The organism is Rhodococcus sp. 05-339-2, assembly GCF_002258965.1.
In the GTDB taxonomy this organism is placed as follows: Bacteria; Actinomycetota; Actinomycetes; order Mycobacteriales; family Mycobacteriaceae; genus Rhodococcoides.
Window position 1 is genome coordinate 365,490 of record NZ_NOYW01000018.1, and the last position, 18,287, is coordinate 383,776.

14 protein-coding genes are annotated in these 18,287 nt (G+C 66.0%); 6 read left to right on the plus strand and 8 right to left on the minus strand.

All coding sequences use genetic code 11. The annotated features are described in order from the left end of the window. Positions 1-99: 99 nt before the first annotated feature. From CH273_RS19395 to CH273_RS19405, 3 genes are all read right to left on the minus strand, one after another. Entirely contained in the window at positions 100-999 is a 900-nt protein-coding gene (locus tag CH273_RS19395; RefSeq protein ID WP_032398440.1) for a transglutaminase family protein, read from the minus strand. Beyond that, positions 999-3,725, minus strand: a complete 2,727-nt coding sequence (locus CH273_RS19400; protein ID WP_230597016.1) for a circularly permuted type 2 ATP-grasp protein — start codon at positions 3,723-3,725, stop codon at positions 999-1,001. Before CH273_RS19400 ends, CH273_RS19395 begins: the two co-directional genes overlap by 1 nt. Before the next feature lie 128 nt (positions 3,726-3,853). Continuing rightward, positions 3,854-7,243 (minus strand): transglutaminase family protein, encoded by a 3,390-nt coding sequence (locus tag CH273_RS19405; protein WP_032398438.1) that lies wholly within the window; start codon positions 7,241-7,243, stop codon positions 3,854-3,856. Between the two features lie 206 nt (positions 7,244-7,449). Here CH273_RS19405 and CH273_RS19410 point away from each other — a divergent pair, with 206 nt between their 5' ends. Together CH273_RS19410 and CH273_RS19415 are read left to right on the plus strand one after the other, a co-directional pair. Beyond that, complete coding sequence (locus tag CH273_RS19410) at positions 7,450-8,052, plus strand: RDD family protein (RefSeq protein ID WP_230597015.1); 603 nt, start codon at positions 7,450-7,452, stop codon at positions 8,050-8,052. Positions 8,053-8,178: 126 nt separating this feature from the next. After that, positions 8,179-9,246: a hypothetical protein gene (locus CH273_RS19415; RefSeq protein ID WP_032397975.1), complete on the plus strand. Its 1,068-nt coding sequence runs from the start codon at positions 8,179-8,181 to the stop codon at positions 9,244-9,246. Between the two features lie 68 nt (positions 9,247-9,314). On the opposite strand, the gene aspS is transcribed toward CH273_RS19415, so the two are convergent. Further along, entirely contained in the window at positions 9,315-11,099 is a 1,785-nt protein-coding gene (gene aspS, locus CH273_RS19420; protein WP_032397974.1) for an aspartate--tRNA ligase, read from the minus strand. A 169-nt stretch (positions 11,100-11,268) separates the two neighbouring features. Here aspS and ypfJ point away from each other — a divergent pair, with 169 nt between their 5' ends. After that, positions 11,269-12,186, plus strand: coding sequence for a KPN_02809 family neutral zinc metallopeptidase (gene ypfJ, locus CH273_RS19425; RefSeq protein WP_032398436.1), 918 nt, complete (start codon positions 11,269-11,271; stop codon positions 12,184-12,186). Between the two features lie 9 nt (positions 12,187-12,195). Here ypfJ and CH273_RS19430 read toward each other — a convergent pair whose 3' ends face one another. After that, positions 12,196-13,224, minus strand: coding sequence for an Rv2578c family radical SAM protein (locus CH273_RS19430; protein ID WP_032397973.1), 1,029 nt, complete (start codon positions 13,222-13,224; stop codon positions 12,196-12,198). Between the two features lie 125 nt (positions 13,225-13,349). On the opposite strand from CH273_RS19430, the gene CH273_RS19435 reads away from it, so the two are divergent. Beyond that, positions 13,350-13,820: a DUF3237 domain-containing protein gene (locus tag CH273_RS19435; RefSeq protein ID WP_032397972.1), complete on the plus strand. Its 471-nt coding sequence runs from the start codon at positions 13,350-13,352 to the stop codon at positions 13,818-13,820. 7 nt (positions 13,821-13,827) lie between these two features. On the opposite strand, the gene CH273_RS19440 is transcribed toward CH273_RS19435, so the two are convergent. The 3 genes from CH273_RS19440 to CH273_RS19450 are packed head-to-tail and all read right to left on the minus strand — an operon-like array spanning position 13,828 to position 16,437. Continuing rightward, positions 13,828-14,481 (minus strand): hypothetical protein, encoded by a 654-nt coding sequence (locus CH273_RS19440; RefSeq protein ID WP_052050345.1) that lies wholly within the window; start codon positions 14,479-14,481, stop codon positions 13,828-13,830. Beyond that, positions 14,471-15,742, minus strand: a complete 1,272-nt coding sequence (gene hisS, locus CH273_RS19445; protein WP_032397971.1) for a histidine--tRNA ligase — start codon at positions 15,740-15,742, stop codon at positions 14,471-14,473. The genes CH273_RS19440 and hisS overlap by 11 nt, the downstream gene beginning before the upstream one ends. Positions 15,743-15,744: 2 nt before the next feature. After that, positions 15,745-16,437 (minus strand): MBL fold metallo-hydrolase, encoded by a 693-nt coding sequence (locus CH273_RS19450; RefSeq protein ID WP_032397970.1) that lies wholly within the window; start codon positions 16,435-16,437, stop codon positions 15,745-15,747. A 192-nt stretch (positions 16,438-16,629) separates the two neighbouring features. Between CH273_RS19450 and CH273_RS19455 the strand changes: the two genes are divergently transcribed. Both CH273_RS19455 and CH273_RS19460 read left to right on the plus strand, forming a co-directional pair. Continuing rightward, positions 16,630-17,493, plus strand: a complete 864-nt coding sequence (locus CH273_RS19455) for a peptidylprolyl isomerase (RefSeq protein WP_032397969.1) — start codon at positions 16,630-16,632, stop codon at positions 17,491-17,493. After that, positions 17,490-18,287, plus strand: coding sequence for a peptidylprolyl isomerase (locus CH273_RS19460; RefSeq protein WP_045195339.1), 798 nt, complete (start codon positions 17,490-17,492; stop codon positions 18,285-18,287). The genes CH273_RS19455 and CH273_RS19460 overlap by 4 nt, the downstream gene beginning before the upstream one ends.

An 18,287-nucleotide genomic window follows, 5' to 3' on the forward strand; every position in this document is an offset into this window, starting at 1 on the left:
ATGAGACACGATTGTCCGTTTTGCGACATTTTTCGTCTGCATCCCCAGATTCGACCAGGTGGTCGGTTACCCCCGAGCCATCAGATTATGCCGGGTTCGCTACAGCGGTGCAACGTCCACCGACACGGCGATGGTGCTCTCCTCCGCTTCGGTGTAGATCACCCCGCGCAGTGGAGGTACATCGGCGTAGTCGCGTCCCCACGCCACGGTCGCGTACCGCTCGTCCACCAATTGATCGTTGGTGGGATCGAAGGCCAGCCAGCGATCGTTCGGCATCCACACCGCAGCCCACGCATGGGTCGCGTCGACACCGATCATCCGCTCCTTGCCGGGCGGAGGTTCGGTGGCGAGATAACCCGACACGTACCTCGCCGCGAGACCCTGGGACCGCAAGCACGCGATCGCGAGACGAGCGAAGTCCTGACACACTCCCGATCGCGCGGCGAGCACGTCGACCACGGTGGTCGAGACCGTCGTCGAGCCCGAGAGATAGCGAAAATCGGTGAAGATCCGATGCGTCAGATCGACCACGACGTCCGCCAGAGGACGACCCGGCCAGAAGCTGGGTGCGGCGTAAGCGCGTACCTCGTCGGTGATCTCCGGGGTCGGCAGATCCAGAGCGAACTCCACAGCCGACGCGCGAGCCGGATCGGCAGGCACGTTCGCACCGAACAGCGCCATCCGAGCTGACTCCCACGACGCCGTCGCCGGCCACGACGTGGTTTCGTCCACCGGGCGCGGATACACCTCCACGAGAGAATCCGCCGTCACCACCAGTTTCTCGTGGTCCTGGGTGACGTGGAAGTACACATCCTCGTTGCCGTAGACGTCGACACCGAAGGATTGATCGGTCGGTGCCGGCTCCACCGTGACCGACTTCTCCACGCAGTGCTGCCCGTCCATGTCGCGCGGAGCCAGGAATCCACGGCCGTAGGACGAGGTCACGCGGTCGGAGTACGTGTAGGTGGTGATGTGCTTGATTCGATACCGACGACTCATCACCGCACCCCGTTCGCAGATCGGATGTTCGAGCTGCCCCACAGCGGCTGCGTGCCGCCGGGCAACGACATGTGCGTGGCGAGGACGACGCGAGACAACTCCTCGAGTGAGTCGTGGATCCCGTCCACCAGTTCGAGCAACTCCACCCGGCGACCGTTCGCGTCGACCGACTCCAGATCGCCCGGGTCGATCCGTCGCAATCGCACCCGCATCTGCTCGACGAGCTGCTCGGGCCGTGACGTGCCCGAGGCATCGGGCAACGAACCCAGATCGTCCCGAAGCCGGTCGAGCTGGTAGACCAGCGCTCGCGGGTTGCCTTCGTCGAACAGCAACAGCTGCGCGACGGCCGCCGGACGCGCGCGCCCACTGTTGCGTCTGCGGTAGATCACCGAGGACTCGGCGGCGGACAACACCGAATCGATGACCGCCTGTTCCGTGGACGGAGTGAGAGCGTGACTCAGGGTGGCCGAGAGCAGCGCAGTCAGCTGCAGACCACGCTCGATCCGCTTACCGGCGTCCATCAGGTACCAGCCCGCGTCTCGCACCATCGATTCCGACGCCAGGCCGGACAGTGCGAGCAGACCACGCAGCACACTCGACTGCGACGACGCCAGTTGCGCGCCGTTGTGAACCGGCGACTCGGCCAGCTCCTCCAGCGCGGTGTCGATGCGGTTCAGAACCGCCCAGGTGTCGTTCGAGAGCTGGTCGCGTACCGCGCGCGCCGCTTGCTGCATCCGGTCCACCGATTGCGCCAGCGAACCCATACGGCCCGTCGAAAGCATCAGCGAACGCATTTCCACGGTCGCGTCGCCGTGGTTCTTCTCGTCGAGGAACCCCGGCCAGGTACGCGAGACCTTCGTGACCGCTTCGAGCAGGATCGGCAGACTGTCGCTGCCCTCGAGCCACGGCATCGAGCGGTAGTCCTGATTGCGTTCGCGCGCAGCGATCAGCAAGCGAGTCATGTCCTCGGCACGTTCGCTGTAGCGCCCGAACCAGAACAGATCACCGAGCACACGCGGAGAGCTGACGACATCGACGTTGGACGCGGCGTACTGCGGCAACTCCTCCACCGTGGCGGGAGGGGTGTGCGGAGCGGAGTCCGCCGGGGTGACCCGTTCCACCGACTTGACCCACACGTCCTTCGACGCCACCGTGATGAGCGGATCGGTGACCGGTGCGGTGAGCACCACCTGCCCCAGGCCGCCGCGCATCGGTGTGTACCCACCCCGTTGCGCAACCGTGAACAGCCGCATCCCCACCTGCGCAGGGGCTACCGCCAACTGCGACCCCGACTCGCCGTCGATCGACGAACCGACCGGAGCCAGCGAGAACTCGGGGACTTCCTGCCCGGTCCACTTCCACGGCTCGGCCACGATTCGATCCCACAGCTCCCTGGCTGCGACGTCGGTGAGATCGTGCCCCACCACCGTGCGACGCGAGGTGGTTGACCGCAGTACCAGCGAACGCAGCCGGCTGCCGATGTGCGAGAGCTGATTCGGGTCACCGCCCCAGTAGGTCCGAACCGAACCGAGAATCAGATCCTCGTCCAGCAGCGCACGGCTCAACGCCGGAAGCAGCGGAAGCAGAGCCGGGTTCTCGAGCACACCGCTACCGAGGGTGTTCACCACGCTCACGGCCCCGCGGCGTAACACCTCGACCAGACCGACGACACCCAGGTGCGAATCCGGACGTAGATCGAGTGGGTCCGCGAACTCGGCGTCGACTCTGCGCAGCACCACATCCACCCGGCGCAACTTGCCGAGCGACCGCATCCACAGACAACCGTCACGGACCACGAGATCGGCATTCTCCACCAGCGGAAAACCGAGAACCGTTGCGAGATAAGCCTGATCGAATGCCGTCTCGGAGTGCGAACCAGGACTGAGCACCACCACGACCGGATTCTCGGCCGACGCGGGCGCAGCATCGCGAAGCGCCAGGCGCACCGCGCGCGCGAACGTCGAGAGCGGCCTCGGGTTGCTCGCCTGGAACAACTCGGGCATCGCGCGCGACATCACCCGTCGATCGGCGAGCGCGTACCCCACTCCCGACGGTGCCTGCGTGCGGTCGGCGACGACTCGGAACTCACCGTCCGAACCTCGGGCGACATCGGCGGCATGCATGAACAGCTGATGCGGCCCCGGAATGGTGATCGCGTGCGCAGTGCGCAGATAACCCGGATTACCGAAGACCAACTCCGGCGGAATCAACCCCCGACGAACGGTTTCCTGGGCCCCGTAGATATCGGTGAGCACCGCGTCGAGCAGCATCGACCGCTGAACCAAACCGGCTTCCAGACGATCCCACTCATCGGCCGCGACCACCAACGGAACACTGTCCAACCCCCACCGAACAGCACTGGGCAATGCCTCGCTGCCACCCGACGGCGGAATGGGGTTGTACGTGATGCCGTGGTCGTCGACCAGACGGCTCACCCGCGACTGCAACGTCTGCATGGCACCAGAGCCGGCCTCACGCATACCGTCGACCAACTCCGCCCAATGCGGGCGAACGGCGTCGTCGGCGTCGAGCAACTCGTCGAACCGATCGACGCGACCGCTCACGGCCTCGCGCCGACCGCGGTACGCGAGCCACGGCGACCCGGCACCACTCGAAACACCGTCGTTCCTGCCGGCTCCACTCGAGACATCGTCGTTTCTGCCGGCTCCACTCGAGACATCGTCGTTCCTGCCGGCTCCACTCAGGGTGGTATCCACGGGCACCATCGAGCCGTTGTTCCTTCCGTCGGTCGATCACACTCCGCCGCCGGGCGGCTCCGCTTGCTGCGGACCCACCCGATACGCGTCGGACCGAGATCGCTACCGGTCGACTCGTTCTCCTGTGCAGTCGCGTCTCAGGACGTGATGACTCCGGTCCGGCGCAGGTCGAGCATGCCGGGCGCGGACACATCGATCGCTTGGCGAGCGTGCATCTCGAGCAATCTTGCTACGTCCACCTTCCCCGAGGTGAACCCGCCCTCCTCGAAGCGGCCGTTGCGGCGAGCCTCGGCTTCGACCGAGTTGACGGGAGGCCCCTCGTACGAGCGCCCGCCCGGATGCACGACGTGGTACGAGCATCCACCGACTGCGCGTCCGGTCTGCATTTCCACCAGGTCGAAACGCAGTGGACTCTGCACCTCGATCGTCGGGTGCAGAGCGCTCGGCGGCTGCCAGGCGCGGTAGCGCACACCGGCGACCTGAACGTCCTGACGCTCGGTGCGCACCATCGGTACCGGCACCCCGTTGCACGTCACCATGTATCGGCCCGCGTCGGCTCCGGCGACCCGAACCTGGATCCGCTCCACCGAGGAGTCGACGTACCGCGCGGTGCCGGAGGACGTCGACTCCTCGCCGAGGGTGTTCCAGGGCTCGATCGCGCCACGCAGTTCGATCTCGGCATCGTTGACCACGGTGGTGCCGATCCGCGGGAATCGGAATTCGGTGAACGGATCGAGCCAGCTGGTGTCGAAGTCGATACCGTGCTCACGGAGGTCCTCGGCCACGCGGCCGATGTCGCTGATCACGAAGTGCGGAAGCATGTATCGGCCGTGCAGATTGGCACCGTGCCGGATCAGCGGAGCCTCGAGCGGGGTGTCCCAGAATCGCGAGACCATCGATCGCACGAGAAGTGACTGCACCATCGCCATCTGATGGTGCGGCGGCATCTCGAACCCGCGCAGTTCGAGCAATCCGAGTCGGCCGCGGGTGGAGTCGGGGCTGTAGAGCTTGTCGATGCAGAACTCGGCGCGGTGCGTGTTGCCGGTGATGTCGGTGAGCAGGTGCCGCAGTGCTCGGTCGACCACCCAGGGCGAGGCCGATCGATCGGCCCCGGTCAGTCGCTTGATCTCGCTGAATGCGACCTCGAGCTCGTAGAGCGATTCCTCTCGACCCTCGTCGGCGCGAGGTGCCTGCGAGGTGGTGCCGATGAAGCGGCCCGAGAACAGGTACGACAGCGACGGGTGCCGCTGCCAGTGGGTGAGCAGCGACACCAACAGATCCGGTCGACGCAGAACGGGTGAATCGACCGGCGTCACGCCGCCGAGAGTGATGTGGTTGCCGCCGCCGGTTCCGCGGGTGGTGCCGTCGTTGTCGAATCCTTCGGTGCTCAACCGGGACTGGCGAGCCTCGAGGTAGAGACGCTCCATCAGTTCGTTCTGTTCGGCCCACGAGGAGGTCGGTTGCACGTTGACCTCGATCACACCGGGATCCGGTGTGACAGTGAGGGTTTGGATACGCGGATCCGACGGCGGGCCGTAGCCCTCGATCACGACGGGGGTGTCGATGGTCGACGCCGCCTGCTCGACGCGTGAGACGAGGTCGACGAAATCGTCCAGTCGATCCATCGGCGGCATGAACACGTGCAGGATGCCGTCACGGACCTCGGCGACCAGAGCGGTGACGGCGGTGCCGCCGACCCTGGACGTCTCGTCGACCAACTGCGCGTACCGCGACTCGGCCGGGTTCACCGCGCGCGGCGGCTGCTGCGTGAGCTGCGGTGTCGGCAGATCCGGCTTGGGGGCGGTGGGGTCGGCCGGGTTCTCGACCGGTCCCCCGTCCCAGGAGATCGCTCGCAGGGGCAGCCGCAGGCCCGCAGGAGAATCGCCTTCCAACAACACGATTCGGCCACGGCGCAACTTCCAGTCCGAGCTCTCCCAGCCGGACCCGTCCTCGGTGCGCGAGATGGGCAGCACGAATGCCGCCGGCTCGTCGGTGCTGGCATCGAGCCGTTCGAGCAGTCGCTTCCTGGCGTCCGCGGAATCGGCTCCAGGTTCGAGGTCGTCGTCGTCGGCGGGCGGGTCACCGTAGGGCTGACGAACCAGGTCCAACAGTTTCACCAACGGGTCCTCGTAGGCGGGACGCGCTTGTGAGGCAGGCAGTCCGAGAGCCTTGACCAACTCGTCGATCAATTCCTGCGACGCCGAGTTGTCCACCGGTTCCGGGCGCAGATCCTCTGCCAACCAGGGATCGGCGATCAGGTCGGAGTCGTGCCACAGGGCTTGACCGTCGGTGCGCCAGAACAATCCCACCTGCCACCGTGGCAGCGGCTCACCCGGGTACCACTTGCCCTGACTGCGTTGCACCAGGCCGTCCGGTGCATAGATGGTGCGAAGCCGTTCGGCGAGCACACTTGCCAGCTTGCGCTTGTGTGGGCCATCGGCCGTGGTGTTCCACTCGGGCGCTTCCTGATTCTCGATCGCGACGAATGTGGGCTCGCCGCCGACGGTCAGTCGAATGTCCTGATCGAGCATCCGCTTGTCGATCTTCTCGGCTGTCGCCTTGATCGACTCCCACTGTTCGGCGGTGTAGGGCAACGTCGTTCGCGGATCCTCGTGGACGCGTACGACGGTGTTGGAGAAGTCGAGTTCGGCCTTGCACTTGCTCGTGGCACCGGAGATCGCGGCGGCAGTCGACGGGTGTGGCGTCGCCGACAGTGGAATGTGACCTTCGCCGGCGAACAGGCCGGAGGTCGGATCCATCCCGACCCAGCCCGCACCGGGGAGATAGACCTCGGTCCACGCGTGCAGATCGGTGAAGTCCTCCACCGGCCCGGACGGGCCGTCCAGAGACTTGACGTCGGACGACAACTGAACCAGGTAACCCGAGACGAAGCGCGCGGCCAGACCCATCTGACGCAGGACCGACACCAGCAACCACGCCGAGTCGCGGCACGACCCGACGGCGGACGTCAGGGTCAGATCCGGGGTCTGCACTCCCGGTTCCATCCGCACCGAGTACCCGACGTCCCCCATCACGGCTTGGTTTGCCATCACGAGAAAATCGATGGTGCGCAACGACTCTCCGCGTTCGACGACGGCTGCCTGTAGCTTCTCCACCCAGGCCGAGACCACCGGGCCCGGTCCTGATCCCGCCTTGCCCTCGTCCACCGGGCGCAGGTACGGCTCGAGGTCGGGAAGGTCGTGCTCCTCGTACGCGAACCCGAAGTGCTCGGCCCATTCCTCGACGAAGAAGTCTAGGGGGTTGATCGACGCCATGTCCGCGACGAGTCCAACGGTGATCGACAGGTGGTCGGTTCGCTCGGGGAAGACCACCCGAGCGAGGAAGTTTCCGAACACGTCCTGCTGCCAGTTGACGAAATGCTCCGCCGGTTCGATCTTCAGCGAGTACGCCTCGATGGGAGTACGCGAATGCGGTGCCGGTCGCAGCCGAATCTCGTGCGGAAAGATCTTGACGGTGCGGTCGAATTTGTAGCTGGTGCGGTGTTCGAGTGCAACCTTGATGCCCACGGCGAGCCCCTCGTGATAGTCCCGGTATGGGTAGAACACCCAACCCTAGTAGGACCGGGCCCGGTGCGCTCGGCGAGAAATCGTGTCCGAAATGTGCCGACCGGGCAGGCGCGTAGTCCTTGACACCCCCATCGTGGTGCGGTTCGCTCAGCGAGAATCGAGTACTCGTTCGACGCACGTCACACTTTGCAATCAAAGGGAATCTCGTGAGCGACAATCCATCCGACGGACCGCACTACGGCTCCGATCCGAACCGACCCCAGTACCCCACGAATCCAGCGTCCGGCTACCCGCCACCCGGCAACTACCCGCCCCCGGGCAACTATCCACCGCCGCCGGTCGGCGGCAACGCGGCATTCGGCACGGGTTCCCCGCTGCCCGGCGGCGCGCAGCCCGGCAGCCTCGGATCACGATTCGCCGCCCGCTTCCTGGATGGGCTCGTTCTCGCGGTCGTCCAGTTCATCCTGTACTTGATTCTCCCGAGCGGGTTCTTCGGAACCGTGCTGCTGAGCCTCGCGTCCGCACTCCTCGGCTTCGCGTACTTCACGCTGCTCGAGTCCTCGCGTGGCCGGACTCTGGGCAAGCAGCTCCTCGGTCTGCGAACCCTCGGCGCATCGGGCGGACTGCCCACCCAGGCCGAAGCGGCCAAGCGCAATGCCTTCCTGCTGCTGAACGTGGTACCGCTGCTCGGCACCTTCCTGGTGATCGTGGCGTACATCGTCATTGCGGTGACCATCAACTCGAGCCCGACCAAGCAGGGCAAGCACGACGAGTTCGCCGGCGGAACCCAGGTCGTCGCCATCTCGTAAACCCCATCCACGCACGAGCGGACCTTCGACACACGGCGGAGGCCCGCTCGTCTGCGTCCGGGTGTTCCACGGCCTCGACGCCCCGAATCACCCCATTGCTCCCGACCACAGACCAGGAGAACGACGTTGAGCGACAATCCGACCGGCGAACCCCGGCCCGGCGAGGGATCCGATCCCGACCGCACAGACACGCCCAACACTCCCCCGCCGAACACGGGAAACACCCCGCCGACTCCCGGCGGTCAGTACCCACCCCCGACCGAAAGCTACCCGCCGCAGGGCAACTTCCCGCCGCAGGGGAACTACCCACCGCAGGGCAGCTACCCACCGCAGGGTGGCTACCCGCCTCCCGGCAACTACCCACCGCAGGGCGGCTACCCGCCTCCCGGCAACTACCCACCGCAGGGTGGTGCACCCGGCGGCTATCCACCGCCCCCCGGTGCGTACCCGCCGCCGCCCGGCACCTATGGAAACCAGGGCTACGGGCAGACGCCACTGGGTCCGAATCCCGGACGGCTCGACGTCGGGGCAGCGCTGAGTTACGGGTTCGACAAATTCAAGGCCAACGTCGGCCCATGGCTCGGAATCACCGCCATCGTGTGGGCCGTGACGGCTATCGGTCTCGCTGTGGTCTTCGCGTCGACGTTCACCGCAGCGATGGTGGCAGCCGACAGCGGCGACACGACATTCACGGCCACGACATCCGGGGTGGCCGTCGTCCTGACGGCGATCCTCACGTTCGTGTCGTATTTCGTCAACGCCGCTTACGTTCGAGGTGCGCTGGACGAGACCGGTGCCCCGCAGAAGCCGTCGTTCGGTAGGTTCTTCCAGCTCACCAACGTCGGCCAGATCGCCGTTCTCGCGCTGATCTGGACGATCGTGAGTGTGGTGGTCAGTTTCATCCCGTTCCTCGGAACGGTCGTTCTGATCGTGATCGGCTTCCTCGCCAATTTCGCACTGACGTTCCTGATCGATCGCAACCAGACGGCGATCGAATCCATCAAATCGAGTGTCGACCTGACCGTGAAGAACTTCGGTCCCGTGGTGTTGCTCCTGCTGCTGCTGGCCGCGATCAACATCGTCGGTGCGCTGCTGTGCGGTCTCGGTCTGCTGTTCACCATCCCGATCTCGGTGATCGCAACCAACTACGCCTACCGCGTACTGACCGGTGGGCCGCTGTCCCCCGCACGCTGACCTGCTCGACAACAGACGACTGTCCCCGTAGCGCACAGCGCTACGGGGACAGTCGTTTTCGAAACCTCTCAGGCCTCGGCGGGTTCTTCCTTCTTCTCCGGCTTGAAGTCGACGCCCGATTCCTTACGCTGCTGCGGGGTGATCGGGGCGGGCGCGTCGGTCAACGGGTCGATGCCGCCACCGGACTTGGGGAACGCGATGACCTCGCGGATGGAGTCGACGCCGGCGAGCAGCGCAGTGATGCGGTCCCAGCCGAACGCGATGCCGCCGTGCGGCGGTGCGCCGTAGGAGAAGGCGTCGAGGAGAAAGCCGAACTTCTCCTGGGCTTCTTCCTTGCCGATACCCATGATCGCGAACACCCGTTCCTGAATGTCCTTGCGGTGGATACGAATACTGCCGCCGCCGATCTCGTTGCCGTTGCAGACGATGTCGTAGGCGTAGGCCAGGGCGGATCCGGGATCGGTGTCGAACGTATCCATCGACTCCGGCTTCGGCGACGTGAAGGCGTGGTGCACGGCAGTCCACGCACCGGATCCGACGGCCACGTCACCACTGGCGGTGGCGTCGGACGTGGGCTCGAACAGCGGAGCGTCGACGACCCACACGAATGCCCATGCCTTCGGGTCGATCAGGTCGAGCTTGCGAGCGATCTCGCCGCGCACGGCACCGAGCAATCCACGTGATGCCTTGATCGGGCCCGCGGAGAAGAAGATCGCATCGCCGTTGTTCGCGCCGACGTGCGCGGCGAGGCCGTCACGCTCGGCGTCGGTGAGATTCTTGGCAACCGGGCCACCCAAGGTGCCGTCCTCGCCGACGAGCACGTAGGCGAGGCCTTTGTGGCCACGCTGCTTGGCGAATTCCTGCCACCGGTCCAACTGCTTGCGGGGCTGCGATGCACCACCGGGCATGACGACGGCACCGACGTACGGGGCCTGGAACACTCGGAACGTGGTGTCGGAGAAGAAGTCCGTGCATTCGACCAGTTCGATGTCGAAGCGGAGATCGGGCTTGTCCGAACCGTAGCGACGCATCGCCTCGGCGTAGGTGATTCGTGGAATCGGAGCCGTGAAGTGGTGGCCGACGAGCTTCCACAGCGACGCCAGGATCTCCTCGGCCAGGAGGATGACGTCGTCCTGGGTGACGAAGCTCATCTCGACGTCGAGCTGAGTGAACTCCGGTTGACGGTCGGCGCGAAAATCCTCGTCTCGGTAGCACCGGGCGATCTGGTAGTAGCGCTCGATACCGCCGACCATCAGCAACTGCTTGAACAGCTGCGGGCTCTGCGGCAGAGCGTAGAAGCTGCCCGGCTGCAACCTCGCCGGCACCAGGAAGTCGCGGGCGCCCTCGGGAGTGGATCGCGTGAGCGTCGGCGTCTCGACCTCGACGAACTCGTGGTGCGCGAGTACCGAGCGGGCTGCTGCGTTGACGTGCGAGCGCAGGCGAATGGCGTGGCCCGGTCCCTCGCGACGCAGATCGAGGTAGCGGTACTTGAGCCGCGCTTCCTCGCCCGGCTGGTCGTCGAGCTGGAACGGCAGCGGCGCAGCCTCGGACAGGACCTCGATATCGGAGGCCTCGACCTCGATCGCACCGGTGGGGATCTCGTAGTTCGCGTTGCCCTCCGGACGACCCTCGACCTTGCCGGTCACCTTCACCACGTATTCGGCGCGCAGGCGGTGGGCCTGCTCGAGTGCTGCGCCCTCACGGAAGACGACCTGGGACACACCGGAGGCGTCACGCAGATCGATGAAGATGACGCCGCCGTGATCGCGTCGGCGGGCCACCCATCCCGTCAGCGTCACGGTTCGGTCGACGTGCTCGGGGCGTAATGAGCCGGCGAGGTGGGTGCGCAGCACGGGTGTCCTTTCGAGAAAAATCCGCTGATCGTGTTGTTCGATCCTCGATCCTACGGAGCACATCGCCGTAGAAGGAAACGAGATCGCAACGCGGCATGCGAAGCTAAGGCCGACAGTGGCGGTATCGGTTCGCATCACAGATGCGCGCTCGGCGGAGGGGAACTCCAGCATGACGTTCAGAGAAGGCTCGCAAACGACACCAGGCCGAGTCTCCGTCGGTGGCAGCGGAGGGGGTGGCGGACGCGGCAAGTTGGCGATCGGAGGCGGCGCGGGTGGACTGGTCGTCATCGTCCTTGCCCTGCTGTTCGGCGGCGATCCCGGCGCGATCCTGAACCAGATCAGCGGCGGCGACAGTTCCGCCGGTCAGAACGACTCCGGGTCGTCCGGAACGCTCGACTGTGACGTCACAGAGGCGAACAGCAACGTCGACTGCCGGGTGGATTTCACGGTGGCGAGCCTCGATACCGTGTGGGAATCGCAGCTGCAATCGCAGACCGGCGTCGCCTACGTCCAGCCGGCCGTGAGATTGTTCTCCGGTTCGACCGGCACCGGCTGCGGCAACGCCACCAGCGCCGTCGGGCCGTTCTACTGCCCGGCCGATTCCACCGCCTACTTCGACACGAGCTTCTTCCAAGTACTCGTCGACCAGTTCGGCTCCAGCGGCGGACCACTCGCACAGGAATACGTGGTGGCGCACGAGATCGGCCACCACATCCAGAATCAGCTGGGCGATATCGGACGCGCGCAGGCCGATCCCCAAGGACCCGAGTCCGGTGGCGTCAAGGTGGAGTTGCAGGCCGACTGCTACGCGGGAATCTGGGCGCACTACGCAGCCGAGACGGTCGACCCGAAAACTGGAGTCCCCTTCCTCGAGCCGCTGACCGCTACCGACATCGACGACGCACTCTCGGCGGCGTCGTCGGTGGGCGACGACCGCATCCAGCAGGCATCCACCGGCCGCGTCAACCCCGAGGGTTGGACGCACGGTTCTTCTGCGCAGCGTCAGGCATGGTTCACCGCGGGCTACGAAACCGGACAGGTGGCGGCCTGCGACACGTTCTCGGCACGCGACCTGAACAACCCCTGATCATTCAGCTCAGAACAGGGTGAGAGCCGGCCCCGAGGTCACCGGTGCTCGGGGTTCGGCAGGCTCGTTGGCGGGCAGCGAGCGGGTCTGCTCGGCGGCGAACCCGTAGGTGTCGAGCAGCGGATCCATTCTCGCTTTGAGCCACTGCTTGTACTCCGGAGTCACGTAGGCCCCGTGTCCGTAGAGCTGACGGTACCGACGCACCAACGCGGGGTGTTCCTTCACCAGCCAGCTCATGTACCAGTCCTTGGTGCTCGAACGCAGATGCATCGGCAGCGCCGTCACGGTTGTCGCACCTGCCTCGGCCAGGGCACCGATGAGGCCGTCCAACTGCTTGGCCCCGTCGGTGAGAAAGGGAATCACCGGTGCCACCAGAACGCCGCAATCCAGGCCCGCGTCGCGGACCGCACGAACGAGATCCAATCGCGCTCGTGGACTGGGGGTTCCGGGCTCGAGCTGCTTCTGCAGGTCGGCATCGTGAATGGCCAGGCTGATGCTCACCTGCACCTCCACCTGCTGCGCAGCCAGCGTCAACAGGGGTAGATCACGCCGCAGCAGTGTGCCCTTGGTGAGAATGGAGAACGGCGTCCCGGATTCGGCCAATGCTCGAATGATCCCCGGCATCAACCGATATCGCCCTTCCGCGCGCTGATAGGGGTCGGTGTTGGTACCGAGCGCCACCGGCTCCCGTTTCCACGACCGGCGCGCGAGTTCCTTGCGCAGTACCGCAGCAACGTTCGTCTTCACGACGATCTGCGAGTCGAAGTCGTTGCCGGAGTCCAGATCCAGATATTCGTGCGTCGGGCGGGCGAAGCAGTATCGACATGCGTGCGAGCACCCGCGCATCGGATTGACGGTCCACGAGAAGGGCACCTGAGATTCGCTCGGCACTTCGTTCAGAGCGCTCTTGCACAGCACTTCGTGGAAGGTGATGCCCTCGAACTCGGGCGTCTGGACGCTGCGGACCAGTCCCGATCGCTCGAGCCCCGGTAGTGCCCCGTCGTCCGCGGCATCGAGAGTCTGGCCGGCCCATCGCATGCACACAGTCGAACATTTGTTCTATGTCGTGTCAAGGGTGGCTCTCCCCCGCGGATCCCCGCTCGGGCGTGGTCACCGGAAGGCGATAGCGTAGGCCCCCAGCCGATCCTAGGAGTGCACCACAAGTGACCGCCCCGAACACACCGACCCTCGAGCCGATTCTGCGTCTCGGCCTCACCCTCGGACCGGGAATCGACATCGGCTCGGTGCCGGCCGGTGAGCGGGTGGTCACCACCGTGCTCGGCGGCGCAGCTCCCGGCCCCGACATCGAGGGCACCCTCGCCGCCGGGTCGACCGTCGTCAGCGTGACGCGGCCCGACGGATGCACCGAGTTCAGCACCGACCTCGTCCTGGAGTTGGCAACCGGCGGTTATCTCTCGCTCGACTACCGCGGAGTTCAGTTCGGGCCGGCCGAGGTGATCGACGCTCTGAACGATCCCGAGCGTGAGGTGGACCCCGCCACGTACTACTTCCGCGGCACCCTTCGCGTGTCGACCGCGGTCCCGAAGTTCACCTATCTCAACCGTGCGCTCGTCGTCACGTCCGGATCTCGCTCGGCCGAAGCCGTCGTGCTCGACGCATTCCTGGTCACCTGATCCCGGCTCAGTCGAGCAGTTGGGCGACCTCCCGGTCGGTCAGAGTCGCCTGCGGAGTTCGTCCCTTGCTACGGACGAGTTCGACGGCGCGGTAGAGCGGCCGTTGGTCGAGCCCGGCGTCGCGTGCCTCGGCGCGCAGCTGATCGACCAGCACCGATGCGATCGCCGCAGCCGGCACCAACTCGGTGGTCCACAGCGAGTCGGCGAGGGTGCGCAACGACAGAATCGGCAGTTCCCGGCCCCCGTCCCTGGTGTAGAGCGCAAGCGGAACCACGACGTGTGTACGCCCGTCGTAGAGCCGTAGCGAGATCTGATCGATTCCGGCCGTCCGAATGGTCAGTTCGGCGGTCACCACCTCCGGCATCTTCAGTCGGCGCGTGCGCAACCCTCGTGCACACAGTTGCGGACCGTCGAGCCATATCCGGCGGCGCAGACCGAGCCAGCCGGACAGTACCGCGGGACCGCCGACGATCACTCCGACGAGAACTGCGACCCACATCGGCGCGAACAGCGCCAGCACGACGGCGACAACGATCCCGATCGCCGCCGACCCGACCATGATCTTGCGCAGGCGCGGTTTCAGGAACTCCACCGAGACCAGGTCCAGTGCTACCGGCCCCGCGTTGGACCGGGAGTCACCGGGCGGGGACTCACCGGGCAAGACGCGCTCCGAGGGCGTCGACCACGTCGGCCATCGGAACGGTGTCCTGCTCACCGTTCGAAAGGTCCTTCACCAGAACCGCTTCGGCAGCCAGTTCCTGATCCCCGAGCACCAACGCGAAACGTGCTCCGGATCGGTCGGCGGCCTTCATGGCACCCTTGATTCCGCGATTCCCGTAAGCCATGTCCACCGCTATTCCTCGTTCGCGTAGCTGAGCCGCGATGTCGACGATCGCCAGCTTCGCACCGGCACCCATCGGAACACCGAAGACCTGGCATCGTGCCGTCGCGCCCGCAGTCTTGCCCTCGGCGGCCAGGGCCAGCACCGTGCGGTCGACGCCGAGGCCGAACCCGATTCCGGAGAGCGCCTGCCCGCCGAGCTGTTCCATCAAACCGTCGTAGCGGCCGCCGCCGCCGATGCCCGATTGCGCGCCGAGTCCGTCGTGCACGAATTCGAACGTCGTCTTGGTGTAGTAGTCGAGGCCACGCACCATTCGCGGGTTCACGAGGTACGGGACGTTCATCACGTCCAGGTAGGCCAGCACTTCGTCGAAGTGTTCCTTCGCCGAATCCGAGAGGTGATCGAGCATCAGCGGTGCGTCTGCGGTCATCGCGCGCACCTCGGGCCGCTTGTCGTCGAGCACACGCAGCGGGTTGATCTCGGCACGTCGGCGAGTGTCCTCGTCGAGCGGAAGGGCGAACAGGAACTGCTGCAACAGCTCTCGGTACTGCGGGCGACAGGTGTCGTCGCCGAGCGAGGTGATCTCGAGCCGGAAGCCGGTCAGACCCAGGGCCCGGAAACCGGCGTCGGCCACGGCGATGACCTCGGCATCCAGTGCAGGGTCGTCGACGCCGATCGCCTCGACCCCCACCTGCTGCAGCTGCCGGTAGCGGCCGGCCTGCGGTCGTTCGTAGCGGAAGAACGGCCCGGCGTAGGCCAACTTGACCGGTAGCGCTCCCCGATCCAGTCCGTGCTCGATCACCGCGCGCATGACTCCGGCGGTGCCCTCGGGGCGCAGCGTCACCGATCGGTCTCCGCGATCGGAGAAGGTGTACATCTCCTTGCTCACCACATCGGTCGACTCCCCGACCCCACGGGCGAACAGGCCGGTGTCCTCGAAGATCGGCAGTTCGATGTGGCCGTAGCCGGCGGTGCGGGCTGCGTCGAGCAACCCTTCGCGTACGGCGACGAACTCGGCCGAGTTGGGCGGGAAGTAATCGGGAATGCCCTTGGGCGCGGAAAAGGCGGTCGGCTTGCTCACGCTCACAGCTTTCCTTGCCCGGGGTCGGTGAGTCCAACGAGGAACGGGTTGGATGCGCGCTCCTGGCCGATCGAGCTCTGTCCGCCGTGTCCCGGGAGCACCACCGTGTCGTCGCTCAGAGGGAGCAGCCGAGTCGCGATGGAGCGCAGCAGTTGATCGTGATCGCCGCCGGGCAGATCGGTGCGCCCGATCGACCCCGCGAAGAGGGTGTCCCCGGTCAGAGCCAACGGAACCGAGCCGTCGGGCCCGTCAACGTGAGCGAGGAACACCACCGATCCCTGAGTGTGCCCAGGGGTGTGTACCACCGTGAATTCGATTCCGGCGAGTTCGAGCCGTCGACCGTCCGTGAGCTCGATCACCTCGGCCGGTTCGTGGAACTCAAGGTCGCCCAGTACCGCCGCCAACGTCGGGCCGGTTCCTTTGATCGGATCGGCCAGCATGTAGCGGTCCTCGGGTGCGATGTACGCCGGGATGCCGTACTTTGCGCAGATCGGCTCCACCGACCACGTGTGGTCCAGATGACCGTGCGTGAGCAGTACTGCGGTGGGGGTGAGCGAGGACTGCGTCAGGAAGTCGATCAGCGGATCCGCGGCGTCCTGACCGGGATCGACGACGACGCACTCGGACGCGTCGTCCTGGGCCAGGATGTAACAGTTCGTCTGAAACATGCCTGCGGGGAATCCGGTGACGAGCAAGACAAACGCTCCTAAATGGCTGAGGCCGAAGTACCGAACAAGCTTAGTGGGGCCGATCCCGTCGGGTCCCCCCAGCATGCTCTCAGGCAGTGATGGCAAACTCGCGTTGGCCGATTCTCGGCCGGTTACCACACGATCGGTCCGTGCAGCGAGCGGGCGAGGTCGTTTTTCGACAAGCGGGAGGAACACGAATTGCCCAGCAACGAGCAACGGCGCGAGGCTGCCAAACGAAAGCTCGAACGCCAACTCGTACGCCGTGCCGAACGAGCCCGGCGTCGTAAGCAATTGACGATCGCCGGTTCCATTCTCGGCGTCGTTGCGGTGGTGGCCGTCGTCTCGGTCGTGTTCGTGGTGACCCGCGGTGACGACGATGCCAGTACCGCCCAGGAATCCTCGACGTCGGCACCCGCCGATTCGATCATCGCAGCCGGACGCACCGAGCCGTTGCCCGAGACGGTGAACTGCTCCTACCCCGCCGCGGCGGGGCCTGCGGCCAAGCCGAACACTCCCCCGCGCACCGACAACGTGCCGACCAGCGACGAGCCGCTGAGCTACAGCATGACCACGACTGCGGGAAACATCGGTCTGACGCTGAACAACCCCGAGTCTCCCTGCACGGTCAACAGTTTCGTCTCGCTCGCCAATCAGGGTTACTTCGACGGCACCACCTGCCATCGACTCACCACGGGCGCGGGTCTGCAGGTTCTCCAGTGCGGCGATCCCACCGGCACCGGCTCCGGCGGGCCGGGCTACCAGTTCGCCGACGAATTCCCCACCGATACGTTCGCCGAAGGCGACCCTGCTGCGCAGACCCCGATCTCCTACCCACGTGGAACGTTGGCCATGGCCAATGCGGGCCCGGGAACCAACGGCAGCCAGTTCTTCCTCGTCTACGGCGATTCCGAACTGCCGCCCGCCTACACCGCGTTCGGCACCATCGACGAGACCGGACTCGCCACCCTCGACGCCATCGCGGCCAAGGGAGTCGAAGGCGGCGCGTCCGATGGAGCCCCCGCCGAACCGGTCGACATCACGACCATGTTGAGCGACCTGTGAACCGCACCTCGGCTCTGACGATCGCGATCTCGGCCACCGCGCTGGTTCTCGCAGGGTGTTCCGGTTCGGCCGAACCGGCAGCTGCGCCGGCCACCACGCCGTCGTCGACGACCACCACGACAACCGAGGCACCCGCGCCGCGGCCTGCACTCGATCTGTCCCGTTTCGGGGCTCTGCCGCCCGTGCCGCAGCCGACGACCGACACGGTCTCCTGCTCGTATCCGGAGCAGTCTCCGGCCGTCAAGCAGGTCACCGCTCCGGCTACCGACAACGTCGACGTGTACGGAACCGTCGATGTGACGTTGTCCACCACTGCAGGTCCGATCGGCATCACACTGGACCGGACACCAGCACCGTGCACGGTCAACAGTGTCGTGAGCCTCGTCGAGCAGGGGTACTTCGACGGCTCACCCTGTCACCGACTGACGACGTCACCGGGCCTCGAGGTACTGCAGTGCGGTGACCCGTCCGGTTCCGGTCGAGGCGGACCGGGATACACCTTCGCCAACGAGTACCCCACCACCGCGTACACGGACGATCCGGCGCAGGCCGAGAACCCGGTGGTCTACCCCCGCGGAACGCTGGCGATGGCCAATGCCGGCCCCGACACCAACGGCAGCCAGTTCTTCCTGGTGTACGCCGATTCGGTGCTGCCGCCGCAATACACGGTGTTCGGCACCATCTCGGACGCCGGTCTGCAAACCCTGGACGCCATCGCAGCGGGCGGGGTGACCGGTGGCTCGGAAGACGGCGCACCGGCGACTCCGGTGATCGTGGAATCGGCAACGGTGTAG

Excerpts from the sequence above, each read along its gene's own strand:
- CH273_RS19395 (WP_032398440.1), bottom strand. The coding sequence starts at position 999 with ATGAGTCGTCGGTATCGAATCAAGCACATCACCACCTACACGTACTCC.
- CH273_RS19400 (WP_230597016.1), bottom strand. The coding sequence starts at position 3,725 with ATGGTGCCCGTGGATACCACCCTGAGTGGAGCCGGCAGGAACGACGAT.
- ypfJ (WP_032398436.1), top strand. The coding sequence starts at position 11,269 with ATGACGTTCAGAGAAGGCTCGCAAACGACACCAGGCCGAGTCTCCGTC.
- CH273_RS19430 (WP_032397973.1), bottom strand. The coding sequence starts at position 13,224 with ATGCGATGGGCCGGCCAGACTCTCGATGCCGCGGACGACGGGGCACTA.